At 62.2% G+C, this 20,701-nt stretch carries 18 protein-coding genes; 7 read left to right on the top strand and 11 right to left on the bottom strand.

From position 1 onward, the window contains the following. Nucleotides 1-2: 2 nt before the first annotated feature. The 5 genes from HWX91_RS09555 to HWX91_RS09535 form a co-directional block, all read right to left on the bottom strand. On the bottom strand, nucleotides 3-1,229 hold the full coding sequence (locus HWX91_RS09555) for an ROK family transcriptional regulator (protein WP_028194898.1): 1,227 nt from the start codon (nucleotides 1,227-1,229) through the stop codon (nucleotides 3-5). Nucleotides 1,230-1,259: 30 nt separating this feature from the next. Next, nucleotides 1,260-2,057: an ATP-binding cassette domain-containing protein gene (locus tag HWX91_RS09550; RefSeq protein ID WP_028194897.1), complete on the bottom strand. Its 798-nt coding sequence runs from the start codon at nucleotides 2,055-2,057 to the stop codon at nucleotides 1,260-1,262. Nucleotides 2,058-2,074: 17 nt separating this feature from the next. Continuing rightward, the gene (locus HWX91_RS09545) at nucleotides 2,075-3,061 is read right to left on the bottom strand and encodes an ABC transporter permease (protein ID WP_028194896.1); all 987 of its coding nucleotides are present in this window, start codon (nucleotides 3,059-3,061) and stop codon (nucleotides 2,075-2,077) included. A 97-nt stretch (nucleotides 3,062-3,158) separates the two neighbouring features. Further along, nucleotides 3,159-4,163 carry a sugar ABC transporter substrate-binding protein gene (locus HWX91_RS09540; protein ID WP_028194895.1) on the bottom strand — a complete coding sequence of 335 codons (1,005 nt, stop codon included), beginning with the start codon at nucleotides 4,161-4,163 and terminating at the stop codon, nucleotides 3,159-3,161. A gap of 463 nt (nucleotides 4,164-4,626) precedes the next feature. Next, complete coding sequence (locus HWX91_RS09535; RefSeq protein ID WP_042274096.1) at nucleotides 4,627-5,784, bottom strand: branched-chain amino acid ABC transporter substrate-binding protein; 1,158 nt, start codon at nucleotides 5,782-5,784, stop codon at nucleotides 4,627-4,629. Between the two features lie 300 nt (nucleotides 5,785-6,084). Here HWX91_RS09535 and HWX91_RS09530 point away from each other — a divergent pair, with 300 nt between their 5' ends. Continuing rightward, nucleotides 6,085-7,029, top strand: coding sequence for a LysR family transcriptional regulator (locus HWX91_RS09530; RefSeq protein WP_028194893.1), 945 nt, complete (start codon nucleotides 6,085-6,087; stop codon nucleotides 7,027-7,029). 47 nt (nucleotides 7,030-7,076) lie between these two features. Further along, entirely contained in the window at nucleotides 7,077-7,661 is a 585-nt protein-coding gene (locus HWX91_RS09525) for an ureidoglycolate lyase (protein WP_028194892.1), read from the top strand. A gap of 65 nt (nucleotides 7,662-7,726) precedes the next feature. Here the strand turns inward: HWX91_RS09525 and HWX91_RS09520 are convergent, their stop codons facing one another. Both HWX91_RS09520 and HWX91_RS09515 read right to left on the bottom strand, forming a co-directional pair. After that, entirely contained in the window at nucleotides 7,727-8,491 is a 765-nt protein-coding gene (locus HWX91_RS09520; RefSeq protein ID WP_028194891.1) for a flagellar brake protein, read from the bottom strand. Between the two features lie 254 nt (nucleotides 8,492-8,745). After that, a complete protein-coding gene (locus HWX91_RS09515; RefSeq protein ID WP_028194890.1) occupies nucleotides 8,746-9,780 on the bottom strand; it encodes a LacI family DNA-binding transcriptional regulator in 1,035 nt (344 codons plus the stop codon). 191 nt (nucleotides 9,781-9,971) lie between these two features. Between HWX91_RS09515 and HWX91_RS09510 the strand changes: the two genes are divergently transcribed. The 5 genes from HWX91_RS09510 to HWX91_RS09490 all read left to right on the top strand — a co-directional run bounded on the left by HWX91_RS09510 (nucleotide 9,972) and on the right by HWX91_RS09490 (nucleotide 16,407). Further along, on the top strand, nucleotides 9,972-11,129 hold the full coding sequence (locus HWX91_RS09510) for an ABC transporter ATP-binding protein (protein ID WP_028194889.1): 1,158 nt from the start codon (nucleotides 9,972-9,974) through the stop codon (nucleotides 11,127-11,129). Nucleotides 11,130-11,140: 11 nt separating this feature from the next. Next, nucleotides 11,141-13,147: a beta-galactosidase gene (locus HWX91_RS09505; RefSeq protein WP_028194888.1), complete on the top strand. Its 2,007-nt coding sequence runs from the start codon at nucleotides 11,141-11,143 to the stop codon at nucleotides 13,145-13,147. Nucleotides 13,148-13,221: 74 nt separating this feature from the next. Then, complete coding sequence (locus tag HWX91_RS09500; RefSeq protein ID WP_028194887.1) at nucleotides 13,222-14,475, top strand: ABC transporter substrate-binding protein; 1,254 nt, start codon at nucleotides 13,222-13,224, stop codon at nucleotides 14,473-14,475. Between the two features lie 71 nt (nucleotides 14,476-14,546). Next, nucleotides 14,547-15,545: a carbohydrate ABC transporter permease gene (locus tag HWX91_RS09495; protein ID WP_030100277.1), complete on the top strand. Its 999-nt coding sequence runs from the start codon at nucleotides 14,547-14,549 to the stop codon at nucleotides 15,543-15,545. A gap of 10 nt (nucleotides 15,546-15,555) precedes the next feature. Next, complete coding sequence (locus tag HWX91_RS09490) at nucleotides 15,556-16,407, top strand: carbohydrate ABC transporter permease (RefSeq protein ID WP_028194885.1); 852 nt, start codon at nucleotides 15,556-15,558, stop codon at nucleotides 16,405-16,407. Nucleotides 16,408-16,413: 6 nt separating this feature from the next. On the opposite strand, the gene HWX91_RS09485 is transcribed toward HWX91_RS09490, so the two are convergent. From HWX91_RS09485 to HWX91_RS09470, 4 genes are read right to left on the bottom strand one after another with little or no spacing between them, the layout of a single operon-like run. After that, entirely contained in the window at nucleotides 16,414-17,154 is a 741-nt protein-coding gene (locus HWX91_RS09485; protein ID WP_244144033.1) for an energy transducer TonB, read from the bottom strand. After that, on the bottom strand, nucleotides 17,147-17,545 hold the full coding sequence (locus tag HWX91_RS09480) for an ExbD/TolR family protein (RefSeq protein ID WP_028194883.1): 399 nt from the start codon (nucleotides 17,543-17,545) through the stop codon (nucleotides 17,147-17,149). Before HWX91_RS09480 ends, HWX91_RS09485 begins: the two co-directional genes overlap by 8 nt. Continuing rightward, nucleotides 17,542-18,201, bottom strand: a complete 660-nt coding sequence (locus HWX91_RS09475) for a MotA/TolQ/ExbB proton channel family protein (RefSeq protein ID WP_028194882.1) — start codon at nucleotides 18,199-18,201, stop codon at nucleotides 17,542-17,544. The genes HWX91_RS09480 and HWX91_RS09475 overlap by 4 nt, the downstream gene beginning before the upstream one ends. Nucleotides 18,202-18,238: 37 nt before the next feature. Then, on the bottom strand, nucleotides 18,239-20,584 hold the full coding sequence (locus HWX91_RS09470; protein WP_028194881.1) for a TonB-dependent receptor: 2,346 nt from the start codon (nucleotides 20,582-20,584) through the stop codon (nucleotides 18,239-18,241). Nucleotides 20,585-20,701: the final 117 nt, after the last annotated feature.

The raw sequence follows: 20,701 nt of genomic DNA, 5'->3' as shown, positions 1-20,701 counted from the left end.
GTCTAGTAGCCCGCCTGGGTCGCCGGCTTGAGAAAAAGCTCGTGAACGGGGGCGAAATGCGCGTACAGCGGCAGAATCGCGCCGCCCATCGCGCGTGCGTCGGCGCCGATGGTGCCTTCCAGCAGTTGCGGACGCACCATCCCTTCCCATTCAAAGCGATCGAGCACACGCTCGGTCCGGCGGATGACTTCGCGGACCAGTTGACGGTCGAGTTCGCCGTCGATCACGACCGCTTCCAGGTCGAGCAAGGCAGCCGCATTGGTCAGCGCATTGGCGATGGCCGGGCATGCGGTGTCGAGCCACTGCTCGGTCAATCGCCACAGGTCCGGCGACAGCGAGCGATGGTCATGCGCGGCGGCGGGGGGCGCCCCCGTGTCGCTCAACAGCTGTTCCAGAACGAAGCCCGATGCAGCGTGCAATAGTTGCCGCGCGGGTTTGCGCGGGCTGCCGTCCCGCAGCGGTATCGAGCCGACGGCACCCGCATTGTCGTGTGGTCCGGCATGCAAACGGCCATCGATCACCAGTCCGCCGCCGATAAACGTGCCGACGAACAGGTATAGAAAATTGTGAATCCCGCGCCCCTGGCCCATCACGAGTTCGGCCGCGCAGGCGGCGGTGGTGTCTTTGGCGAACTCGACAGGCAGGCCCGTCATCGTCGCGATGCGGCTGCGCAAATCGATTTCATGCCACGCTTCGAGCGCGTCTGGCGGCGCGCCGAGAAAATCGCGCCAGCCGCCTAGCCACAATGGCGCGGCTACACCCACGCCAACCACTTTGTCCGCCTTCGCGCCGAGCGTCTGAGTCACGCGGGCCAGCCGGCTTTCGAGCGCGGGGAAGAGTGTGCGTGGATCGGGGTAGGCATAGTCGAAGACATCGCGGCATACGACCTGGCCCGCGAAATCCATCGCCAGCACGTCGAGACTGCGGCGTCCCACCTTGATGCCGATGGTGTACGCGCCGTCGGCACGCAACGCGATCGGTACCGACGGTTGACCGATACGGCCGCGCACCCGCGCCTGCTTCTCGAGCAGCCCATCGTCGATCAGACGGTCGACGATCATCGACACCGTCTGCATCGACAGGCGGGTAAGACGGCCTACGTCGGCTTTCGGCAGTGGGCCGTGCAAACGGATCGCCTGCAACACGATTCGCTCGTTGAACTGCCGCATGCCGACCTGATTCGAGCCGACCGTGCGCTCGAGAGGCGAGCGGGAGCTGGTGGTTTCCATCGTCGCGTGCCCCTCAGCGGGATGCAAACATCATGCAATCGCCTTGACGTCCGCTTCCTTCGCGCCCGTCATGATCGCCACCGCCTCCGACATATGGATGTCTTTGGTATTCACGAGCGCCGCGCGCCGGCCGAGCCGCTGAATATGAATGCGGTCCGCGACTTCGAACACGTGCGGCATGTTGTGGCTGATCAGGATCACCGGCAGGCCGCGCTCACGTACGCGGCGGATCAACTCGAGCACCATGTTGCCTTCCTTCACGCCGAGCGCGGCCGTGGGTTCGTCGAGAATCACCACGTGCCGCGCGAACGCCGCGCTGCGCGCGACGGCTACGCCCTGGCGCTGGCCGCCGGACAAGGTTTCGACCGCCTGGCGCATCGAACGGATGCCGATCTGCAGGCCCTTCATGTGCGCGGTGGCTTCTTCGAGCATGCGGCGCTTGTCGATCATCTTGAAGATCGAACCGCGCCAGCCCGGCTTGACGAGCTCACGGGCGAGAAACAGGTTTTCGGCAATGCTCATGGCGGGCGCCACCGCGAGTTCCTGGTACACGGTTTCGATGCCTTGAGCGCGGGCATCCAGCGGACTGCGGAATCTGACCGGCTTGCCGTCGAGCAGGATTTCGCCTTCGTCGGGCACGGTGGCGCCCGAGAGCGCCTTGATCAACGACGACTTGCCCGCGCCGTTATCGCCGATCACGGCGAGAATCTCGCCGGGCAGCACTTCGAAATCGCAACCGTCGAGCGCGGTGACGTTGCCATAGCGTTTGACCAGTCCGCGCGCCTGCAGAACGGGCATCGCGGTGGAAGCGGAAGTAGGTGTCGACATGACGGGCTCCTGAATGCTCAACCGCGACGATGGGAAAGTTTGTCCGCGGCAACCGCGAGAATCACCAGCATGCCGGTGATCAACACCTGGTACACCGAAGAGACGCCGATCAAGGTCAGACCGTTGCGAAATACGCCCACAATCAGCGCGCCTAACAGTGTGCCGGCAATCGAGCCTCGTCCGCCGAACAGACTCGTGCCGCCCAGCACCACAGCGGTAATGCTGTCGAGATTCTCCGTTTGTCCGGCCTGCGGATCGCCTACGCCGGTGCGCGACACCGACAGCAGCGCGGCGATACCATAGATCGCGCCGGCCAGCGAATACACGGTGAGCAGAATCTTTTGCGACGAGAGGCCCATCAGACGCGCGGCTTCGGGGTTATTGCCCAGCGCATACAGGTGCCGGCCCGGCACCGTATCGCGCAACACGAACCACGTCGCCAGATACATCAATAGCGTCAGTACCGTGCCGTAGGTCACTTCGGCGGGCCCGAGCTTGAACGTGTTGCCGAGGAACATGATCGCGTCGGGCAGGTTCGAGACGCTCTCCGCGTTCGAATAAATCTGCGTGAGTGCGAAGGCGATGTTCAGCGTACCCAGCGTGACAATGAAGGCGGGTAACTTGATCCGCGTGATCAGCACGCCGTTGAGCGCGCCGAATAGCGTGCTCGCGGCGATACCGCATAGAATCGCGAGAACGGGCGGCACGCCGAGCGTGACCGCGAATTTGGTCATGATGATCGAGCCGAACGCCATTACCATCCCGCACGACAGATCGATGCCGCCTGTCAGCACGATCAGGGTCTGGCCGATTGCGATGACGGCGACCACCATCGTTTGCTGCAGGATCAGCGAAAGGTTCTGGAACGACAGGAACCGGTTGCTCTGCGAAATGAAGAAGCCGCACGCCAACAGAAGCGCGATCAGCGGCCCGATTTCAGCGAGTGACGGCAAGCGTTCGGCGAACGGGCGCGAGTGCCCGGCGGGCGCGGAGGGAGTCGACATGATAGGTGTCCTCAATGCATGAATCTGACGGACTGTGCGACAGGCACAGCCGTCATCCGTCGGCGGCCCGGGAAAGTGGGCCGCCATTCAGTGCCTGTTACTTGTTGCCCCAGCAGTTGTCGAGGCCGAACTTCGTATCCTTGCTGTCCACGCCGGACATCGGCTTGTCGGTGATCAGCGTCACGCCCGTATCCTGATAGCCGGAGACCTTCTTGCCGGTTTTCGCGTATTCGACACCGGCTGTCACGCCGAGCGCGGCCATCTTCAACGGATACTGCTGGGAGGTCGCCGCAATCGCCCCAGCCTTCACATTGCGTACACCTTCGCAGCCGCCGTCGATCGAAACGATCATTACGCTCTTGTCTTTGCCCGCGGCTTTGAGCGCGCGATACGCACCTGCGGCGGCCGGTTCGTTGATCGTGTAGACCACGTTGATGTCCGGCGATTTCTGCAGGCAGTTTTCCATTGCTGTCTGTCCCTTCGCCTGATCGCCGCGGGTGTCCTGGCTGCAGACGATCGACGGATCGCCTTCCTTCACGCCGAAGCCTTCCAGGAAGCCGTTATGGCGCAGTACGCCAACCGATACGCCGGGTGCGAGGTCGAGTGTGGCGATCTTCGCGGGCTTGCCGTTCATCGCGGCTTTCGCGTACTTGCCGATCAGCACGCCTGCTTTGAAGTTGTCGGTGGCGAAGAGGGCGTCCGTGGCATCTTGCGGATCGGTCGGCGTGTCGAGTGCGATCACCATCACGCCGGCGGCGCGCGCTTTCCTGATGCTCGGCACGATCGCCTTGGTGTCGCTAGGCGTGATCAGAATCGCTTTCGCGCCGGCCGTCATCATGTTTTCGATGGCGGTGACCTGGCTCGCGTTGTCGCCGTCGAACTTGCCGGCGGCGGTGAGCAGCTTGGCGCCGTCTTTCGCGGCGGCCGCCTCGGCACCCTGTTTCATCTTCACGAAGAACGGATTGGTGTCCGTCTTGGTGATGAGACCGACGACAGGCTGATCGGCTGCCTGGCTTGCGCTCGCGCACCACACCGCCGATGCAGCGACGCATACCGACACGATTTTCCTGGCGACAGGGTGCCTGCGGGAATTCAGATTCATGGGACGCTCCTCCGGTTATTGGTCACGACGTTATGAACTGCGGGCGGCGGCACGCGCGAACGCTGCGCGCTTGCCGCCTGTTTGCAATCCTTTTTGCAATCTGCCTGGAACCTGTTTGGAATCTGAAGCGATTCAGTTGCAGCCCGAAGCCGGACGACTAAATCACTTGAGTTGATTTAGTAAAGCAGGCGCGGCGATGCCCGTCAAGAATGCGATCGGCGGGAAGTCGGCGTGCGGAAGCGCCCGCCAGGGCGGCGGGGCATATGGGGCGGGGCTTTTCGGGAATGCTGCAACGCAGGATCGTGCGCCGGGACTTCGGGAAAGTCCTGGCATGCCTGCAAGTCAGTTGAAATACCAGATGGTCTTCGACGACGGACACGGCTGCCGTCGCGAAGGTAATCGTCGGTGGCGGAGCCGAACGCGATGTGCGCGATGTACGCAATGTCCGTTGCGTTCGGCCGCATCACATTCTGATGACATCCATCACGGTCTTCTTGCTGCCCTTGAACTGATAGATCGTGATCGCAGCGTCCCGCAAGTCGCCGTGCGGGTCGAATGCAATGTGGCCGATCACGCCGTCATAGCTCGTGGCGGGCATCGCGGCGAGAATTTTCGAGCGGTCGGTCGAGTTCGCTCGCTGCATCGCGTTATAGATGACGTAGACGGCGTCATACGTGAATGGAGCGTAGGCGTCTATCGGTGTGCTGAAGCGCGCCACGTATCGTTTATCGAAGTCTTGACCCTTCGGCATTTTTGACAAGGCAAGTCCGGCTTCCGAGCATGTCACGTTGTCAATCGCGCTGCCGGCAAGTTGCGTCATGTTCTCCGTGCAGGCGCCGTCGCCTCCGAGCACCTTTGCGGTGATGCCGAGGTTTGCCGCCTGTTTCGCCAGCGGCCCGGCCGTTGCGTCCGAGCCGCCGTACATGATTGCGTCGGGTTTCAGACCTTTGATTTTCGTCAGAATGGCCCGGAAGTCGATGGCTTTGTCCGTCGTCGCATCGTGGCTCACAATAACGGCGCCTCGTGCTTTGGCTGCTTTTTCGAATTCTTGCGCGAGACCCTGGCCGTATGCGGTCGAGTCGTCCACGATCGCAATACGCTTTGCGTGCATGGTGTCGACCGCATAGCGAGCCAGAGCCGGCCCTTGCAGTGCGTCGGTCGCGACGACGCGGAAGGTCGTTTTGAAGCCCTGTAGCGTGTAGGTGGGATTGGTCGAGCCTTGCGAGATCTGCGCGAGGCCGGCCTCGCTGTAGATCTTCGATGCCGGGATCGACACCCCGGAGTTGATGTCGCCGACCACAGCTACCACGCCATCGTCGACGAGTTTCTGGGCGACTTGAGTACCGGTGCGTGGGTCGGCAGCGTCGTCCTGCGCGTCGAGCTGCAAACGGACCGGCTTGCCGCCGATAACCGGATGCTGGCTGTTGATCTCGTCGACTGCAAGCTTCGCCGCATTTTCGCTGTCCTTGCCCATATGCGCGAGCTGGCCTGTCAGCGGCGCGGCATGACCAATCAGGACCACGACCGGCTCCGCGGCGAAGCTCGCGCTGCCCGCACCAAGCAGCAGCGCAGCGGCGCCCGCTTGCAGCATACGATTCAATTGACTGGACGAGGGTGACATGGGCGGCTCCTTGATTTTCGGTTCAATGAGTGTTCGACCGCCAAATTCTTCCGTCCAACGACTTATTTTATTGACCGGCAATAGATAAATCTGATCGCTTCCCAGGGCTTTCCCGATAGGCCGCCCCTTGCGCGCCGAGCCGCGATGATCACAACAAAAAGTTGTTCCGGTCGGCCAGTTTTTGTTGTCACGCACCTGATTTTGCGGCGCTAAACTCTGCCCATCTACCGAAGCTGTCCGTTTGCACGGCCGCGACACCTGGAACCTGATGATGCGTTCGCTGACAGTACAAGGCGCCTGATGAATGTCCGTTTTCTCGAAACGTTTGTGTGGCTCGCCAAGCTGCGCAATTTCCGGCTGACTGCCGAGCGCCTGCATGCGACGCAGGCTGCGATCTCCAGCCGGATATCTGCGCTCGAGCAGGAGTTCGGCGTGCGTCTGTTCGATCGGGGGCCGCGCGATGTCAAGCTGACCCAGGAAGGGACTAAAGCGCTAGCGTTCGCCGAACAGATTCTGAAGCTCACGAACGACATGCTCGCAAGCGTAAGCGACCGCTCGCATGTGAGCGGATTGTTGCGGGTCGGCGTGATGGAGTCCGTCGTGCATACGTGGCTGCCCGAGCTGCTGCGGCAGGTGCGCGACGAATATCCGAACCTGACGATCGAGCTGACGTGCGACACCTCGACGAATCTGTCCGTGCAACTGGTGAATGGCAACGTGGACATCGCTTTTTTGAGCACGATGGTCACCGGCGCTGACGCGGAAAATGTTTCGCTCGGCGCATTGCCAATGCGATGGGTAGCGAGTCCATCGCTGAATCTGTCGGCTGAAGCACTATCGGAAGCCGAACTGGCGAGTTTCCCGATTGTGAGCTTTGCCCGTCATTCATCGCCGCACGTGTTTGTCGCGGGGCTGTTTGCAGCCGCCGGCGAGCCGCACGTGCAAATCAACTGCGTGTCTTCGGTCGCGGCGATCATAAGGCTCGTACTCGACGGTTTCGGCATCGCGGTTCTGCCCACCGCGTTCGTGACCCGTGAGCTGGACTCCGGGCATCTGCAACTGCTGAAAGTGACGCATCGAGTCCCTGAACTGCCGCTTTTCGCATCTTTCCGGCGAAGTCCGGACAGCTTGCTATGCGAGTCGATCATGCATCTGGCGCAAAAGGTCATGCGAGAGTTCAGCCTCGAGAACGGCCCGGATATCGCGCTCTTTCCAGACACCGACGAAGCGCTGCCGACTCATTGAGTGGCACCCCGTGATGTTTTCTTCGATTATCAAAGGCCCGAACCGAGATGCCGACTACCACGCCTCTGAGCATTCAGGCGCTTACTGCCGACGCTTTCGAACCCTATGGATGGATGCTGGGCAAACCCTTCCCAACGGATAGCGCGGTGCCGTCGTTTGCAAGCCCGTCATCCGATTTCTGGCGCGAGCATCTGTTCGATGCCGGCCTGTCCGGAAATCCTGAAGTTTTGTGGGTCAGATACCGCGATCGCGAAGCCGAGGTGCTGCGGCTCGAGGCACATTGGCTTACGGAGCAGGCCGTGGTGCCGCTCACCGGACCTGTCGTGCAGATTGTCGCGACGAGTACGCCGGATGGGCAGCCGAACCTTGATTCGTTGGCTGCCTTCGAGGTGCCCGTAGGGGAGGGGATCTGCATGCGGCCGGGTTGCTGGCACGCCACGCGCGCCTTGCAGAACGAAGTGACGTGCCTCATGCTGACGCGCCGCTCGACGACGCTCGACCTTGCAATCCATCTGCTCACAGGCGCTCCCGCTGGCGAAAGCGCGATTCGGCAGATCCCGCCGCACCAGCTTGTCGGCGCGCGCGGCCTGAAGCCGGTGCCGATGCGTCAACGAGATGCTGAAGTTCGGTAGACCGGTTCGGAATCCTGCGCTATTTTCAAGCCAGCGGCTGCTCGAAGCAGCCTCGCCGCAGAAATTCAGCCGCGCGCCACCAGCGTTTGACGCCTGGTCTCGAGCTGGGTGACGACACGTTGCAAGACTCGCTCGGCGCGCCCGGGCGTCTGCACGAACTTGCAGCCAATCACGAAACGCCGGTCGCCCTTCGGCGTGGTCATTTGCCGTGGCGCGACGATTTCCAGATCGAGTTGCAGCGTGCCGAAGCTGCCGAGCTGCAGCGTGACATCGCGCAGCACGGTGCCGCTTTCCAGTGAGCCGAAGCGCTCGTCGGCGGTTTTCAGCGCCACGCCGCCCAATGAGAGATCCTGCAGTTCCAGCCGGAACGAACCGCCGTCCGCGCATGGTCCGCTGGCGGTGTAAGGATCCAGCACGGGCGTTTGCACGCGGAAGAATTCGCGGCGTTGAACGTAGTAGAGGAGGGTCGGGAAGGATGCCTCGAAAGCCGGCCGCCCTTCGAACATGACCGGATCAGCGTTCAGCGTCGTGAACTCCGTGCGTATGCCGTCCGGCAAGCTGCGGAAGATCAACTGGCGTGCGGACGCGAGCGCATGGTTGTCCACTTCCACGCTGCCGGCGTCGAAGATGAAGCGTGCATTGCGCGAATCGACGTCGAGCACTTGCGTCACGATCTGGCGACCGTTGAATTCCACCGTCACGAAGTCCTGTCCGCTCATCAGCTTGCGCAGGCAAACCGCGATCTGCAGGGGATGGTGTTGGGCGAAGGGCGAGTCCGCGTCGATGGTTTGTCCTGCGACGTCGGCGTCCTGCAGAAGGTCGGCAATCATTTGAATATCCCTGCGTGTTATGGCCTTGGCCCGGCCGGTTGGGGGAGCACGGGCGGCATGTGACGCATGCCGGCGCTCGGCCCTTTCCCTACCTGTTTGCAGGGACCGTGCCAACTGCATGGATAGACTAGTTGAAGCGGCGTTTTTCGGCGCGAAGCCGCGTGCCACGGGCGTTTGCGGATTCTGGCTCCGCGCGCGAGGAGGGATGCACGCGAGCTTCGCTACGTAACGTCCGCAGCGCTGTTACGGCCACGTTACGCCGATCGCGACACGCCAGTGGACGCACGCACGACCAGTTTCGGCGCGGAAGAAACCCGCATCGGCACGCTGGCCGCGAGCGGGCGCTCCGCTTGCCCATACGACGATTCGATCAGTTCGCGCAGCAGCGAGACCGCGAGACCGGCGACTTCGACGGTCGGCACGGCGACCGTCGTCAACGCGGGCCGCGACTCGCGCGCGAGTTGAATATCGGTAATGCCGATCACGGACAGATCGCGCGGCACGTTCAGGCCAAGATCCGCCGCGGCATGCATTGCGCCGAGCGCCGGCAGATCGTTGGTCGCGAAGATCGCGGTGAGTGTCGGATCGGCTTCCAGCAGCTCGCGCGCCGCGGTGTAGCCGCCCTGGATCGTATCGGGCGCATGCTCGACCCGGCCTTTCGGCACACCGGCTCCCTGCAGCGCATCGACAAACCCCTGATAGCGGGCCGCGTGAATGCCCGAGGCTTTGCTGCCGACGATCGCGCCGATCCGCCGATGGCCGAGTTCGAGCAGATGCGTGCCGGCCAATTCACCTGCCAGACGAAAATCGACCGCGACGCACGGCAAACCCGGCGGCTCGTTGGGCCGCTCCCACATGCACAGCACCACGGGCGTGCCGCGCGATTCGGTCGTATGCAGGTCCGTGAAATCGAGGTTTGCATTTGTCACGAGCACGCCCTCGGAGAGCGTGCCGGCGATCTGATCGAGGTACGCCCGCCCGATCAGCGGATCTTCGTTGGTGTTGCAGATGATCACGAAATGTCCGCTGCTGCGCGCCGCATGCTCGACGGCGAGTGCGAACTCCGGATAGAACGGATTGGCGATGCTCGATACCATCAACGCCAGCGTCGGCGCGCGGCCCTCGGCGAGCGCGCGGGCCGCCAGATGGGGGCGGTAGCCGAGCGCGTCGACGGCTTCCAGCACCCGCTGCCGGGTGCTCGCGCCGACCCGGCCGCGATTGCGCAACACGTTCGATACCGTGGCAGGCGTGACACCGGCACGGCGTGCGACTTCGCTGAGTGTGGGCATGGCGTTCCAATATATGAGATGGCTGTCCGACATTTGCATCGCGGCTCAAGGCGCGGCACCATTTGCCGCACAGACAAAACGATATCGGAGACAGGCAAGGCCCACGATCGCATGCGATCGATTTTTTTCGGCCTTGCTGATTAAGCGCTTAATCTTCGATGTCGAGCCGATTAAATCACGGAGTTGATGCAATGGCGAGCATTTCGTTGAGAGGCGTGCAGAAGGCGTATGGCGACGGCGCACCGGTGATTCGCGACGTCGACCTGGAGATCGGCGAGAACGAGTTTTGCGTGTTTCTCGGCCCGTCGGGCTGCGGCAAGTCCACCTTGCTGCGGATGATCGCCGGCCTCGAAGACGTGACCGACGGCGACCTGTCGATCGCCGGGCGCCTCGTCAACGACGTCCCGGCGGCGCAGCGTGGCGTGGCGATGGTGTTCCAGAGCTACGCGCTGTTTCCGCATATGACCGTGTTCGAGAACATGGCCTTCGGCCTCAAGCTTGCCAAAACCCCGAAAGAAGAAATCGACCGCAAAGTGCGGGAAGCCGCGCGGATCCTGCAACTGGAGGCGCTGCTCGAGCGCCGGCCGAAGGCGCTGTCCGGCGGCCAGCGGCAGCGCGTGGCGATCGGCCGGGCCATTGTGCGCGAGCCGGGCGTGTTTCTGTTCGACGAGCCGCTCTCCAATCTCGACGCAACGCTGCGTGGCCAGACCCGAATTGAAATCGCGCGGCTGCATAAGCAGTTCGCCAAAGCCAGCGTGGTGTATGTCACGCACGATCAGATCGAGGCCATGACGCTGGCCGACAAGATCGTGTTGCTGCACGCGGGCAAGGACACCGAGCGCTACGGCAGCATCGCGCAGATCGGCGCGCCGCTTGAGCTATATCACCGGCCGAGAAGCCGCTTCGTCGCCGGTTTCATCGGCTCGCCGCGCATGAATTTTTTGCCGGGGAAGGTGAGCTCGATCGATCCTCAAGGCGTGGTCATCACGCTCGATCACACAAATGAAAACGTGCGCGTGCCGGTCAGCGGCGATGGCCTCCATGCGTCGCAGGCCGTCACGCTCGGCGTGCGCCCGGAACACTTGGAATTCCTCGGCGCGGAAGGTTCGGAAAACACGCAGGATGCCGTGCTGACCCGCACCGTGTCGCTCGTCGAACAACTCGGCGAGCACAGTTATGTCCACCTCGATCAACCCGGTGGCGCCGCGTTGATCGCCAAGGCGCCGGGCGACACCCGCCTCGCGCCGGGAGACCGCGCCGCCTTGCGCGTCCCCAGCCGCGCCTGCCACCTGTTTACCGAAGACGGCTTTGCCGCTGCTTCGCTCGAATCCGTCGAACATTACGCATAGGGGACATTCGGATGCGCCTTGGAGTCTGTTATTACCCGGAACACTGGCCGGAGTCGATGTGGGAAGACGACGCTCGCCGGATGAAAGCACTTGGCATCCAGCAGGTGCGAATCGCCGAATTTGCATGGAGCCGGATGGAGCCGACGCCCGGCGAATATGACTGGGGCTGGCTGGATCGCGCGGTCGACGTACTCGGCGCCGCCGGATTGCAAGTGGTCATGTGCACGCCGACGGCGACGCCGCCCAAGTGGCTGATCGACCGCCATCCGGACATTTTGCCGATTGGCGCCGATGGCCGTCCGCGCGCGTTCGGCTCACGCCGTCATTACGATTTTTCATCGCCTTCGTATTTCACCGCGTCGCAGCGAATCTGCACGGCGGTTGCCGAGCGTTACGGCAAGCATCCGGCCGTTGCGTACTGGCAGACCGATAACGAATTCGGCTGCCATCACACGGTTGTCAGTTATTCGCCGGCGGCAGTGGGGCGCTTTCGCGAGTGGCTCAAGGCGCGCTATCAAACCATCGACGCGCTGAACCGCGCATGGGGCACGGTGTTCTGGAGCATGGAATACCGCAGCTTCGACGAAATCGACGCGCCGGTGGCGACCGTGACCGAAGCGCACCCTTCGCACCGGCTCGATTATCGGCGCTTCGCCTCCGACGAAGTGGCACGCTACAACCGCATGCAGGTCGAGATCATCCGCGCGCATTCGCCGGGGCGGCCGGTCGCGCACAATTTCATGCAGCTCTTTACCGAGTTCGATCACTACAAGGTGGCGGCCGATCTCGATGTGGCGACCTGGGATAGTTATCCGCTCGGCGCGCTGGAAGAGCAGTGGTTTGCGCCGGACGTGAAGGCGCGCTGGCTGCGCACCGGGCACCCTGACTTCGCGTCGTTCAATCACGATGTGTACCGCGGCATGTCGAAGCTGCCGCTGTGGGTCATGGAGCAGCAGCCCGGCCCGGTGAACTGGGCACAATGGAATCCGGCGCCGCTGCCCGGCATGGTGCGGCTGTGGAGTTGGGAGGCATTCGCGCACGGCGCGGGCTGCGTATCGTATTTCCGCTGGCGCCAGGCGCCGTTCGCGCAAGAACAGATGCACGCCGGTCTGAATACGCCTGATAACCGGCTCGATGTTGGCGGCAACGAAGCCGCTCAGGTTGCCGACGAGATTCGCGCGGTGCTCGCCGCGAACGCCGACGCCAATGCCGCGATTCGCTCGAAAGTCGCGCTCGTCTACGACTACGAAGCGAAGTGGCTCTTCGAGATTCATCCGCAGGGAGCGGATTTTCACTATCCGCGCTTCGCATTCGAGTACTACTCGGCATTGCGCGCACTTGGCCTCGACGTCGATATCGTGCCGGTCGATGCGGCGCTCGACGGCTATCGTCTGATCGTCGTGCCGCCGTTGCCGGTCGTGCCGGCCGATTTCGCCGCGCGGCTGGCGAGTTCGGGCGCGCAGGTCGTGCTCGGCCCGCGTACCGGTTCGAAGACGCAGGACCTGCAGATTCCGGCCAATCTGCCGCCGGGCGCGCTTGCCTCGGTGCTGCCGCTGCGCGTGTGGCGCGTCGAATCGATGCGGCCGAATGTGACTGAAGCCGTGCGGCTTGAAGACAGCGGCAACGCGAGCGCGGAAGGCGGCGTGGCGCGCCACTGGCGCGATTTCATCGAAGGCGAAGACGACAGCGGCAACGATGCAACGGAGGCGCTCGACGTACGCGCCCGTTTTGCCGATGGCCATCCCGCTTACGTGAAAAGCGGCGCGTTCCATTACCTCGCGAGCCTGTTCGACGATGCGCTCACGGTTCGTCTGTTCGCGCGGATTGCGCAGGAGGCCGGCCTCGACCCGGTTGCGCTCGGCGACAGCGTGCGCTTTAGCCGGCGTGGTGCGCTGACCTACGTGCTGAACTACGGCGACGAGGCGCACACGCTGGCCGATATCGCCGACGACGCGTTCGTGATCGGTTCGCGCACCGTCGAACCGCAGGGTGTGGCCGTCTATCGATCAGGGAAATGATCTGAAGCGCTGAACGAAGGATTCCATGTAGTAACAACAACGACGCAAAATCACGGAGCAAAGGAGACAGCAACATGGCACTGAAACCTCGCAAGATTCTGCTGGCACTCGCGCTGGCCGCGGCGGCCGCAGGGGCCTCCGTCGTCAACACGGCGCAGGCCGGCACGCTCGCGGTCAACATCGCGTTCAAGGGCGCGAGTCAACGCGCCGTCTGGCAGTCGATCATCGACGACTTCAAGAAAACGCATCCCGGTACCGACGTGAAGGTGTCGTTCATCGACGAAGAAGCGTACAAGGTCCAATTGCCCGGTTGGCTCTCCACCGTCGCGCCCGATATCGTCAACTGGCATGACGGCGAACGGATGGCGTATTACGCGCAGCGCGGCCTGTTCGAGGATCTGAGCAGCGACTGGGTGAAGAACGGCTGGAACGACATGTATGCGTCGACGAAGGAAGCGTCCTCGTATAAGGGCAAGCAGTACGCCGCACCGACCGTGTACTACTCGTGGGGCATGTTCTATCGCAAGGATCTGTTCCAGAAGGTCGGCATTGCCGGCGAGCCGAAAACGTGGGACCAGTTTCTCGACGACTGCAAGAAACTGAAAGCGGCGGGCATTGCGCCGATTGCCGTGGCAGGCCGCGATTCATGGACGCTGGCGGGCTGGTTCGATTATCTCGATCTGCGCCTGAACGGCAACGCGTTCCATCAGAAACTGATGGCGGGCGATATCGCGTACACCGATCCGCGCGTGAAGAAGGTCTACACGACGTGGAAACAACTGATTGACGCCGGCTATTTCATCGACAACTCGCTCTCTTACGATCTGGACGCGGTGCAGCCGTTCCTGTTCCAGGGCAAGGCCGCGATGATGCTGATGGGCACGTTCATCACCGGTGGTTTCCCGCCGAGCGTGAAGCCGGAAATGGGTTACTTCCAGTTCCCGATCATCGACGCGAATGTGCCGACCGCCGAAGAGGGGCCGGTCGAATCGCTGAATATTCCGACGAAGGCGAAGAACAAGGCGGATGCGCGTGCGTTCCTCGCCTTCGTCGAAACGCCGGCAAACGGTGCGAAGCTCGCGGAGGGGCTCGGTTCGCTGTCGGCGAACAGCAAGTCGCCTGAACCCGAGGATCCAATCTCGAAGATCGGCTTCCAGATTCTCGCGAACACGAAGGGCGGCATTGCGCAGTTCTACGATCGCGACATGACGAAGGAAATGGCCGATGAAGGGATGAAGGGAATGCAGCAATTCATTTCCGATCCTTCGAAACTCGACGACATCCTTGCGCAACTGGAACAGACGCGTAAGCGGATCTACAAGAAGTGAGCGGAAGTGGCCCGTTGACGCATAAACGGGCCGCCAACCTAAGCGTCAACTCGCTACGTTCGATCGGGAGAATGATCGTGTCGCATTCCGTCACCCGTCATACCGTTGGCGGTCCTGCTGAACCCGGCGATTCCGGCTTGCCCGGTGCAGGCATGCCGGCATCGGGCGGTGCTACGCGCGGCGGGCCGCCTCGCGTGGCGCGCCGGCGCCGTCCGTCGCCGACCGCGCGACGGCAGCGCCGCGCCGCTTTTCTGTTTCTCGCGCCGGCCTGCGTGATGGTGGCGATCTACGTCGTATGGCCGATCATCTCGACCGTGCGCCTGAGTTTTTTCAATTGGGATGGGATGACCGACCCGTCTTTCGTCGGTCTCGCCAACTATATCGAGTTGTTCCATACGCCGACGTTCTACACGGCGCTGAAGAACAACCTCATCTGGCTGCTGCTGTTCCTGCTTGCACCGCCGATGGGGCTCGCCGTCGCCCTCTATCTGAACCAGGCGGTGGCCGGCATTCGCATCGTCAAATCGCTGTTCTTCGCGCCGTTCGTGTTGTCGGGCGTTGTGGTCGGTTTGATCTTCTCGTGGTTCTACGACCCGACCTTCGGCTTGCTTGCGCTGATCCTCGGGCACGGCGTGCCGGTACTGGGCGATCCGCGTTACGCAACGCTCGGGATTGTGTTCGCGGCGCTGTGGCCACAAACCGCGTACTGCATGATTCTTTATCTGACCGGTTTGACTTCGTTGAACGCCGAACAGATCGAGGCCGCGCGCATGGAGGGGGCGCGTGGCTGGTCGATGCTGTGGCACGTGATCCTGCCGCAATTGCGGCCCACCACCTTCATGGCGATCGTCGTCACGGTGATCGGCGCGTTGCGCAGCTTCGATCTGATTTCGGTCATGACCGGCGGCGGACCGTTCGAAAGTTCGACGGTGCTCGCGTACTACATGTACGACCAGGCGATCAAGTACTACCGTATCGGCTATTCCGCAGCGGTGGCCGTGGTGCTGTTCGCGATCATGCTGGTGTACATCGTTTATCACCTGCGCCGCATGCTGCGCACCGAGCAATAAGGAGCCGGTCATGTTTCCGATCCCGATCGACAAATGGAAGCCGCTCACGCGCCGCGCGTACAAACTGACTTTGCCGCTCGCGCTGCTGATCTGGCTGCTGCCGATGATCGCGGTGCTCGTGACCTCGGTGCGTTCCACCGAGGAGCTGAGCGAGGGCAATTACTGGGGCTGGCCGAAGCACTTCGCGATGTTCGACAACTATCGCGAGGCGCTGACGACTTCCCCGATGCTGCACTACTTCTGGAACAGCGTGCTGATTACGGTGCCGGCCGTGGTGGGGTCGATTGCGCTTGCGGCCATGGCGGGTTTCGCGCTGGCCATCTACCGGTTCCGTGGCAATTCCACGCTGTTTGCGACGTTTGTCGCGGGCAACTTCGTGCCGGTTCAGGTGTTGATGATTCCAGTGCGGGACCTGTCGTTGCAGCTTGGTCTGTTCAACACAGTGAGCGCGCTGATTCTGTTCCATGTGTCGTTTCAGACCGGATTTTGCGCGCTGTTTCTGCGCAACTTCATCAAGCAGTTGCCATTCGAACTGGTTGAGGCGGCGCGCATCGAAGGCGCGAACGAATGGACCGTGTTCTTCAAGATCGTGTTGCCGCTGATCCGTCCCGCGCTTGCCGCATTGGCAATTCTCGTATTCACCTTCGTGTGGAATGACTACTTCTGGGCCTTGTGTCTGACGCAAGGTGACGACGCCGCGCCGATTACTGTCGGTGTCGCGGCGTTGAAGGGACAGTGGACCACTGCGTGGAATCTTGTGTCCGCCGGGTCGATTCTCGCCGCGTTGCCCTCTGTCGCGATGTTCTTCGCCATGCAGAAGCATTTCGTGGCCGGCTTGACGTTTGGCGCGACGAAGGGCTGAGCTTCGCTAGTTCACGTTGAAATGCACACGAATGTCTTGCCGGCTTTCGACAGGATGCCCTGCCTGCATCGCCGGAAAGAAACGCCATTTGCGCAGCGCTTCAAGAAGGAGTTGGTTGAGCCGGGGATTGGGCGTCGGTTTGATGAGCTCCACATCGACCGATCCGTCGGCGTGGATCACGAAGCGGGCCGTCGCGACGGTTTGATACGCCTGCTCGCGCAAATCATCGGGCAGTTCCGGCAACGGTTGGGAAATGGAATGCGCCGCGGCGTCGCCAACTGATTTTGCGGACGGTATAGCGGTTGCGCTTTCGTCGGAGGGGGCGGCAGTGCGCGCGGGCGGCTCGGCGGCCGTCTTCGGCTCTTGCATTGCGGGCGTCGACTGAGCCGGCGGTACGTTTTGCACCGGACGCGCCTCCGGCTTCGACGGCACAGGGGGTGGCGTGCGTGAATGCGTCGACGTGTGAGCGCGCGGATCAGCAGCTTGCCGTGGTTTGCCCGCAGCGGGCTGAACGGGCGCAGGCGGAGCCACGGAAGGCGTCGCAACTGTAGCTTTCGGCGGATCGAGTTCCATCACCCGCATCTCGAGGGGCTTGTCCTGCACGCGCGCGGCGGGCGACGGACGCAACCAGTGCCCTACCTGAATCAGGAACGCTATCCATACGATTAGCGCGACCAGTACCGCCAGTGCGAACCGTATCGACGGAGAATCGCCTGCGGCGATGGCCACGCGCATCCGCTTATTCACGATGTACGGCGATCAGGAACCGCTCGGCGCCGGCACGGCGTGCGGCCAGCATTGCCTGAACCACCACGCCGTGGCCGGCAGCGTCGTCAGCGGCAATCACGACATTGCCGTCCGGTTGCAACAGCCGTTTCACCATCGGCTCGATCTGATCGAGACGAACTGACTGATGGTTCACAAAGATCGCGTTGCTGCTGTCCACGGAAATCGTAAGCGGTTCATGGGCCGCCATTTGCTGTGCGCGGCCGGCCGGGAGATTGATCTTGACGGCGTCGAGCCGTTGCATCGCGAGCGATGCGAGCATGAAGGTCGCCAGCAGAAAGAACATCACATCGATCATCGGAATGATTTCGATGCGGCCGCGCTTTACCGCGCGCGAACGCTTGAACTTCACGGCAGCGCTCCCGCGGGCGTGTCGGCAAGACGGATTTCGCCGAGCCGTGCATTGGCGAACGACTCGAGTTCGTCCATGAGCCGTTCGAGCCGGCGCGAGAAATAGTTGAATGCAAAGAGCGCAAACAGGGCAACCACCAGGCCGATCGCGGTCGCCACCAACGACTGTGCCACGCCGCCTGTCACGCCGCCCGGATCGACGAGGCCATCGCCACCGAACAACTGGAACGAATGCATCATGCCGACAATGGTGCCCAGCAGACCCAGCAAAGGCGCTGCCGTCACGATGGTTTCCAGCACCCAGAAACCTTTGCTCATGTCGCGTTCGATCTGCGAGGCAACCGATTGCGCCTTTGCTTCGCGCAGCCACAGCGGCACGGAAGGATCGGGCGCCCACGGCGCGCTCATGCGTCTGAACGCGTTCTGACTGGACGCATCCTTTAATCTGCCGGCCCAATCGAGGGCCGAGCCGGGCGCGGCGATTTCGTGCGTGATGGTGTGCGCGTTACCCTGCGTGCCCGGCAAGCGGCCAAAGCGCAGAAACACATACGCCCGCTCGAGCGTAATCGCGACCGCCAGAATAGCGAGTACCGTCAGCGGATAGATGACCCATCCGCCCACGCGTACCGCTGCCAGAACACTTGCCCAATCTTGCATGTCCTACCTCTTCGTCGCTCTGTATAGCCTGACGGAATCAGAAATTCTTGGTGATGCCGGCGTAGACGGCGAAGTGCGGGCCATACTGCGGCGCGCCCACGCCGATACCCGATCCGTCGCGCAACTCATAGACGCGGTTGAACGCGTTGACGACCATCAGCCGTGCGTCGAACTTCCCGATCAGCGGCTGATTGAAGTGCTGTATCACGCCGAGATTGACCTGCGCATAGAGCGGCAGCTTGTCGGTGTTCGCAAAGCCGCTACGCAAACCGCTTCCCACCAGCCCGTCGAACGTGAACGTCGTTCTGCCGAGATCGTAGGTCCCGCCGAATGAAGCGGTAATGCGCTGGTCGTGATCCAGGTAGACCCAGTGATCGTTGATATAGGCGAGTTCCGCCGGATCGAAATTGAACTGTGCCGAATCGATCTGGGTTCCCTGTGCGCGGCTCCACGCGAGATTCATGTACGCCGATACATTGTTCTGCTTGTAGTTGGCCGTGAACTCGACCCCATACACGCGACCCTGCCGGTAGTTGAACGGCGTGAAGATGAGCGCGGAACCGAACTGTCCTTCGTCGAGCAGGTTGGTCGACTTCTTGTAGTAAGCGTCGAGTCCGACCGTAACGTTCGAGCCCAGGCGCTGGGTCACGCCGAGATCGAAATAATGGCTGCGTTCCGGTTGTACCTGGCCGTTCTCGCTCGACGGACTCTGATTGGTCGTGCCGTTAAAGCGGCTGATAGTCGAGCCCGACACCAGTTCGAACGCCGGTGGCGTGAAATAGCGCGCGTAGCCGGCATGGAGCGTCGTTGTCGGCGTAAGCGTATAGACGAGGCCGATGCGCGGGCTAAGCTGGCTCGCGCTGACGTACTCGTCCATCTTGTCATAGCGAAGGCCATAGTTCAGCGTGAGCTTGTCGGTGAGTTTCCACTCGTCCTGCACGTAGGCGCTGTACAGATAGCCGGTCTTGCTGCTGGAATCCTGAATATTGAACGGTTGATCGGATAGCTGGTTGCCGTTGCTGTCTGTCGCGAATACGTTGACGCTGTCGTTGAACACCGCGTGTTCTTGCTGGAAGAAGATACCGGCCCGAACCGTATGCTTGTCGTTCAGCCGCCAGGTTGTGTCTACCTGCGCGCCGTTGGCCGAATTGCTGTGAAAATCCTGCGACGCCACGCCGTTGAAGAGCAGATCGCCAACCGGATCGGGATTGAACTGGGTTCGCGTGTAGCGCGTAAAGAGGGCGACCTGATAGTCGAGGGCGCCGCCATTGGTGCCCTGAAGCGCGACCACGGCAAAGTTGTTCAACTCCGATTGCGTTTCGTTCAACTGGGCTGAGTCGAAGGTGTTGTTGCCGTTGAGCGTGAAGTTGGTCTGTAGGCCTGGCGTGTTGGGAATCTCGAACTGGTTGCTGGTGGTGCCGAACATCACGCTCACGCGCGTGAGCGGGTTGATGATGTACGACATGTAGCCGAACGCATCGCCCTGCCGGGTGTGGTCGTGAATCGCATTCGCACTGGAGGTGGGATTCTCGATCCCGAGGTTGTTCATGCCGACTGAGCCGCTGAAGTAGTAGCTGAACGGCCCCTGGCTGCCGAATACATCCGCGCTGGTCTTGATCGTCTGATGGCTGCCGCCGAACACGTCGATGGACCCGCCGTTGCCTGCATCGCCGGACTTCGTGCGGATGTCCACGACGCCTGCGGTGCGGTAGCCGTACTGCGCCGGCAATGCGCCGGTGAGCAGGTTGACCTGGTCGATGATGCGAGTGTCGAGCGACTGGCCGAAACCGCTGATCGGCTCGGGAATGATGATGCCGTTGATGCGGTATTGCAGGTTCGCGTGGTCTCCGCGCACGTGCAATTGACCATAGGAATCGCTTGCCACGCCGGGCGCCTGCAGCAACACCTGGTTCAACGGCGTGTCCTGTCCCGCGGGCAGGGCGTTGATATCGGCCTGGCTGAAGCGGTACACGCTGCTGCCGGTTTCCGGCTGCAGCCCATTGCGGGCCCGATCGAGACGTTTTGCATTCACCTGAACGTCGAGTGTGTCGCTTTGAGCGAGTTTGATGCTGACCGCGCCTGGCGCGCCCGCGGTGGTGGTCGCGATGCTGCTGCCGCTCGCGAACCCCGGGGCCGTGACGACAACCGCATAGGTGCCCGGACTCACGTGAGCGATCGCGAAATGGCCGTCCGCGTCCGTTTTTGCTTCGCTGATGGCGGCGCCGCTTGCGGTCTGAATGCTCACCGTGGCGTTCCGGACGGGCTTGCCCGCTGTGTCGGTGACGGCGCCCGTCACCGAAGCGTCGTCGGGCGCGGCATGGACATGAGCGGCGATAGCGAACAGCAGCAAGGCTGCGTGAGAGACGCGCGTGCGGTTTTTCATCTTTATTTATTCAGGGTTGAGCACTGGATGGAGGCGTTTCCGTCTTGTCGACGTTCTTCGGCTACGCTGTTCGGCGCGCCAGAATGTTATATCATTACATCGGTAAACGAAAATAAC

The sequence above is a fragment of the Paraburkholderia fungorum genome, assembly GCF_902833645.1.
Lineage (GTDB): Bacteria > Pseudomonadota > Gammaproteobacteria > Burkholderiales > Burkholderiaceae > Paraburkholderia > Paraburkholderia fungorum.
This window is presented reverse-complemented; position numbering and strand designations above follow the sequence as displayed.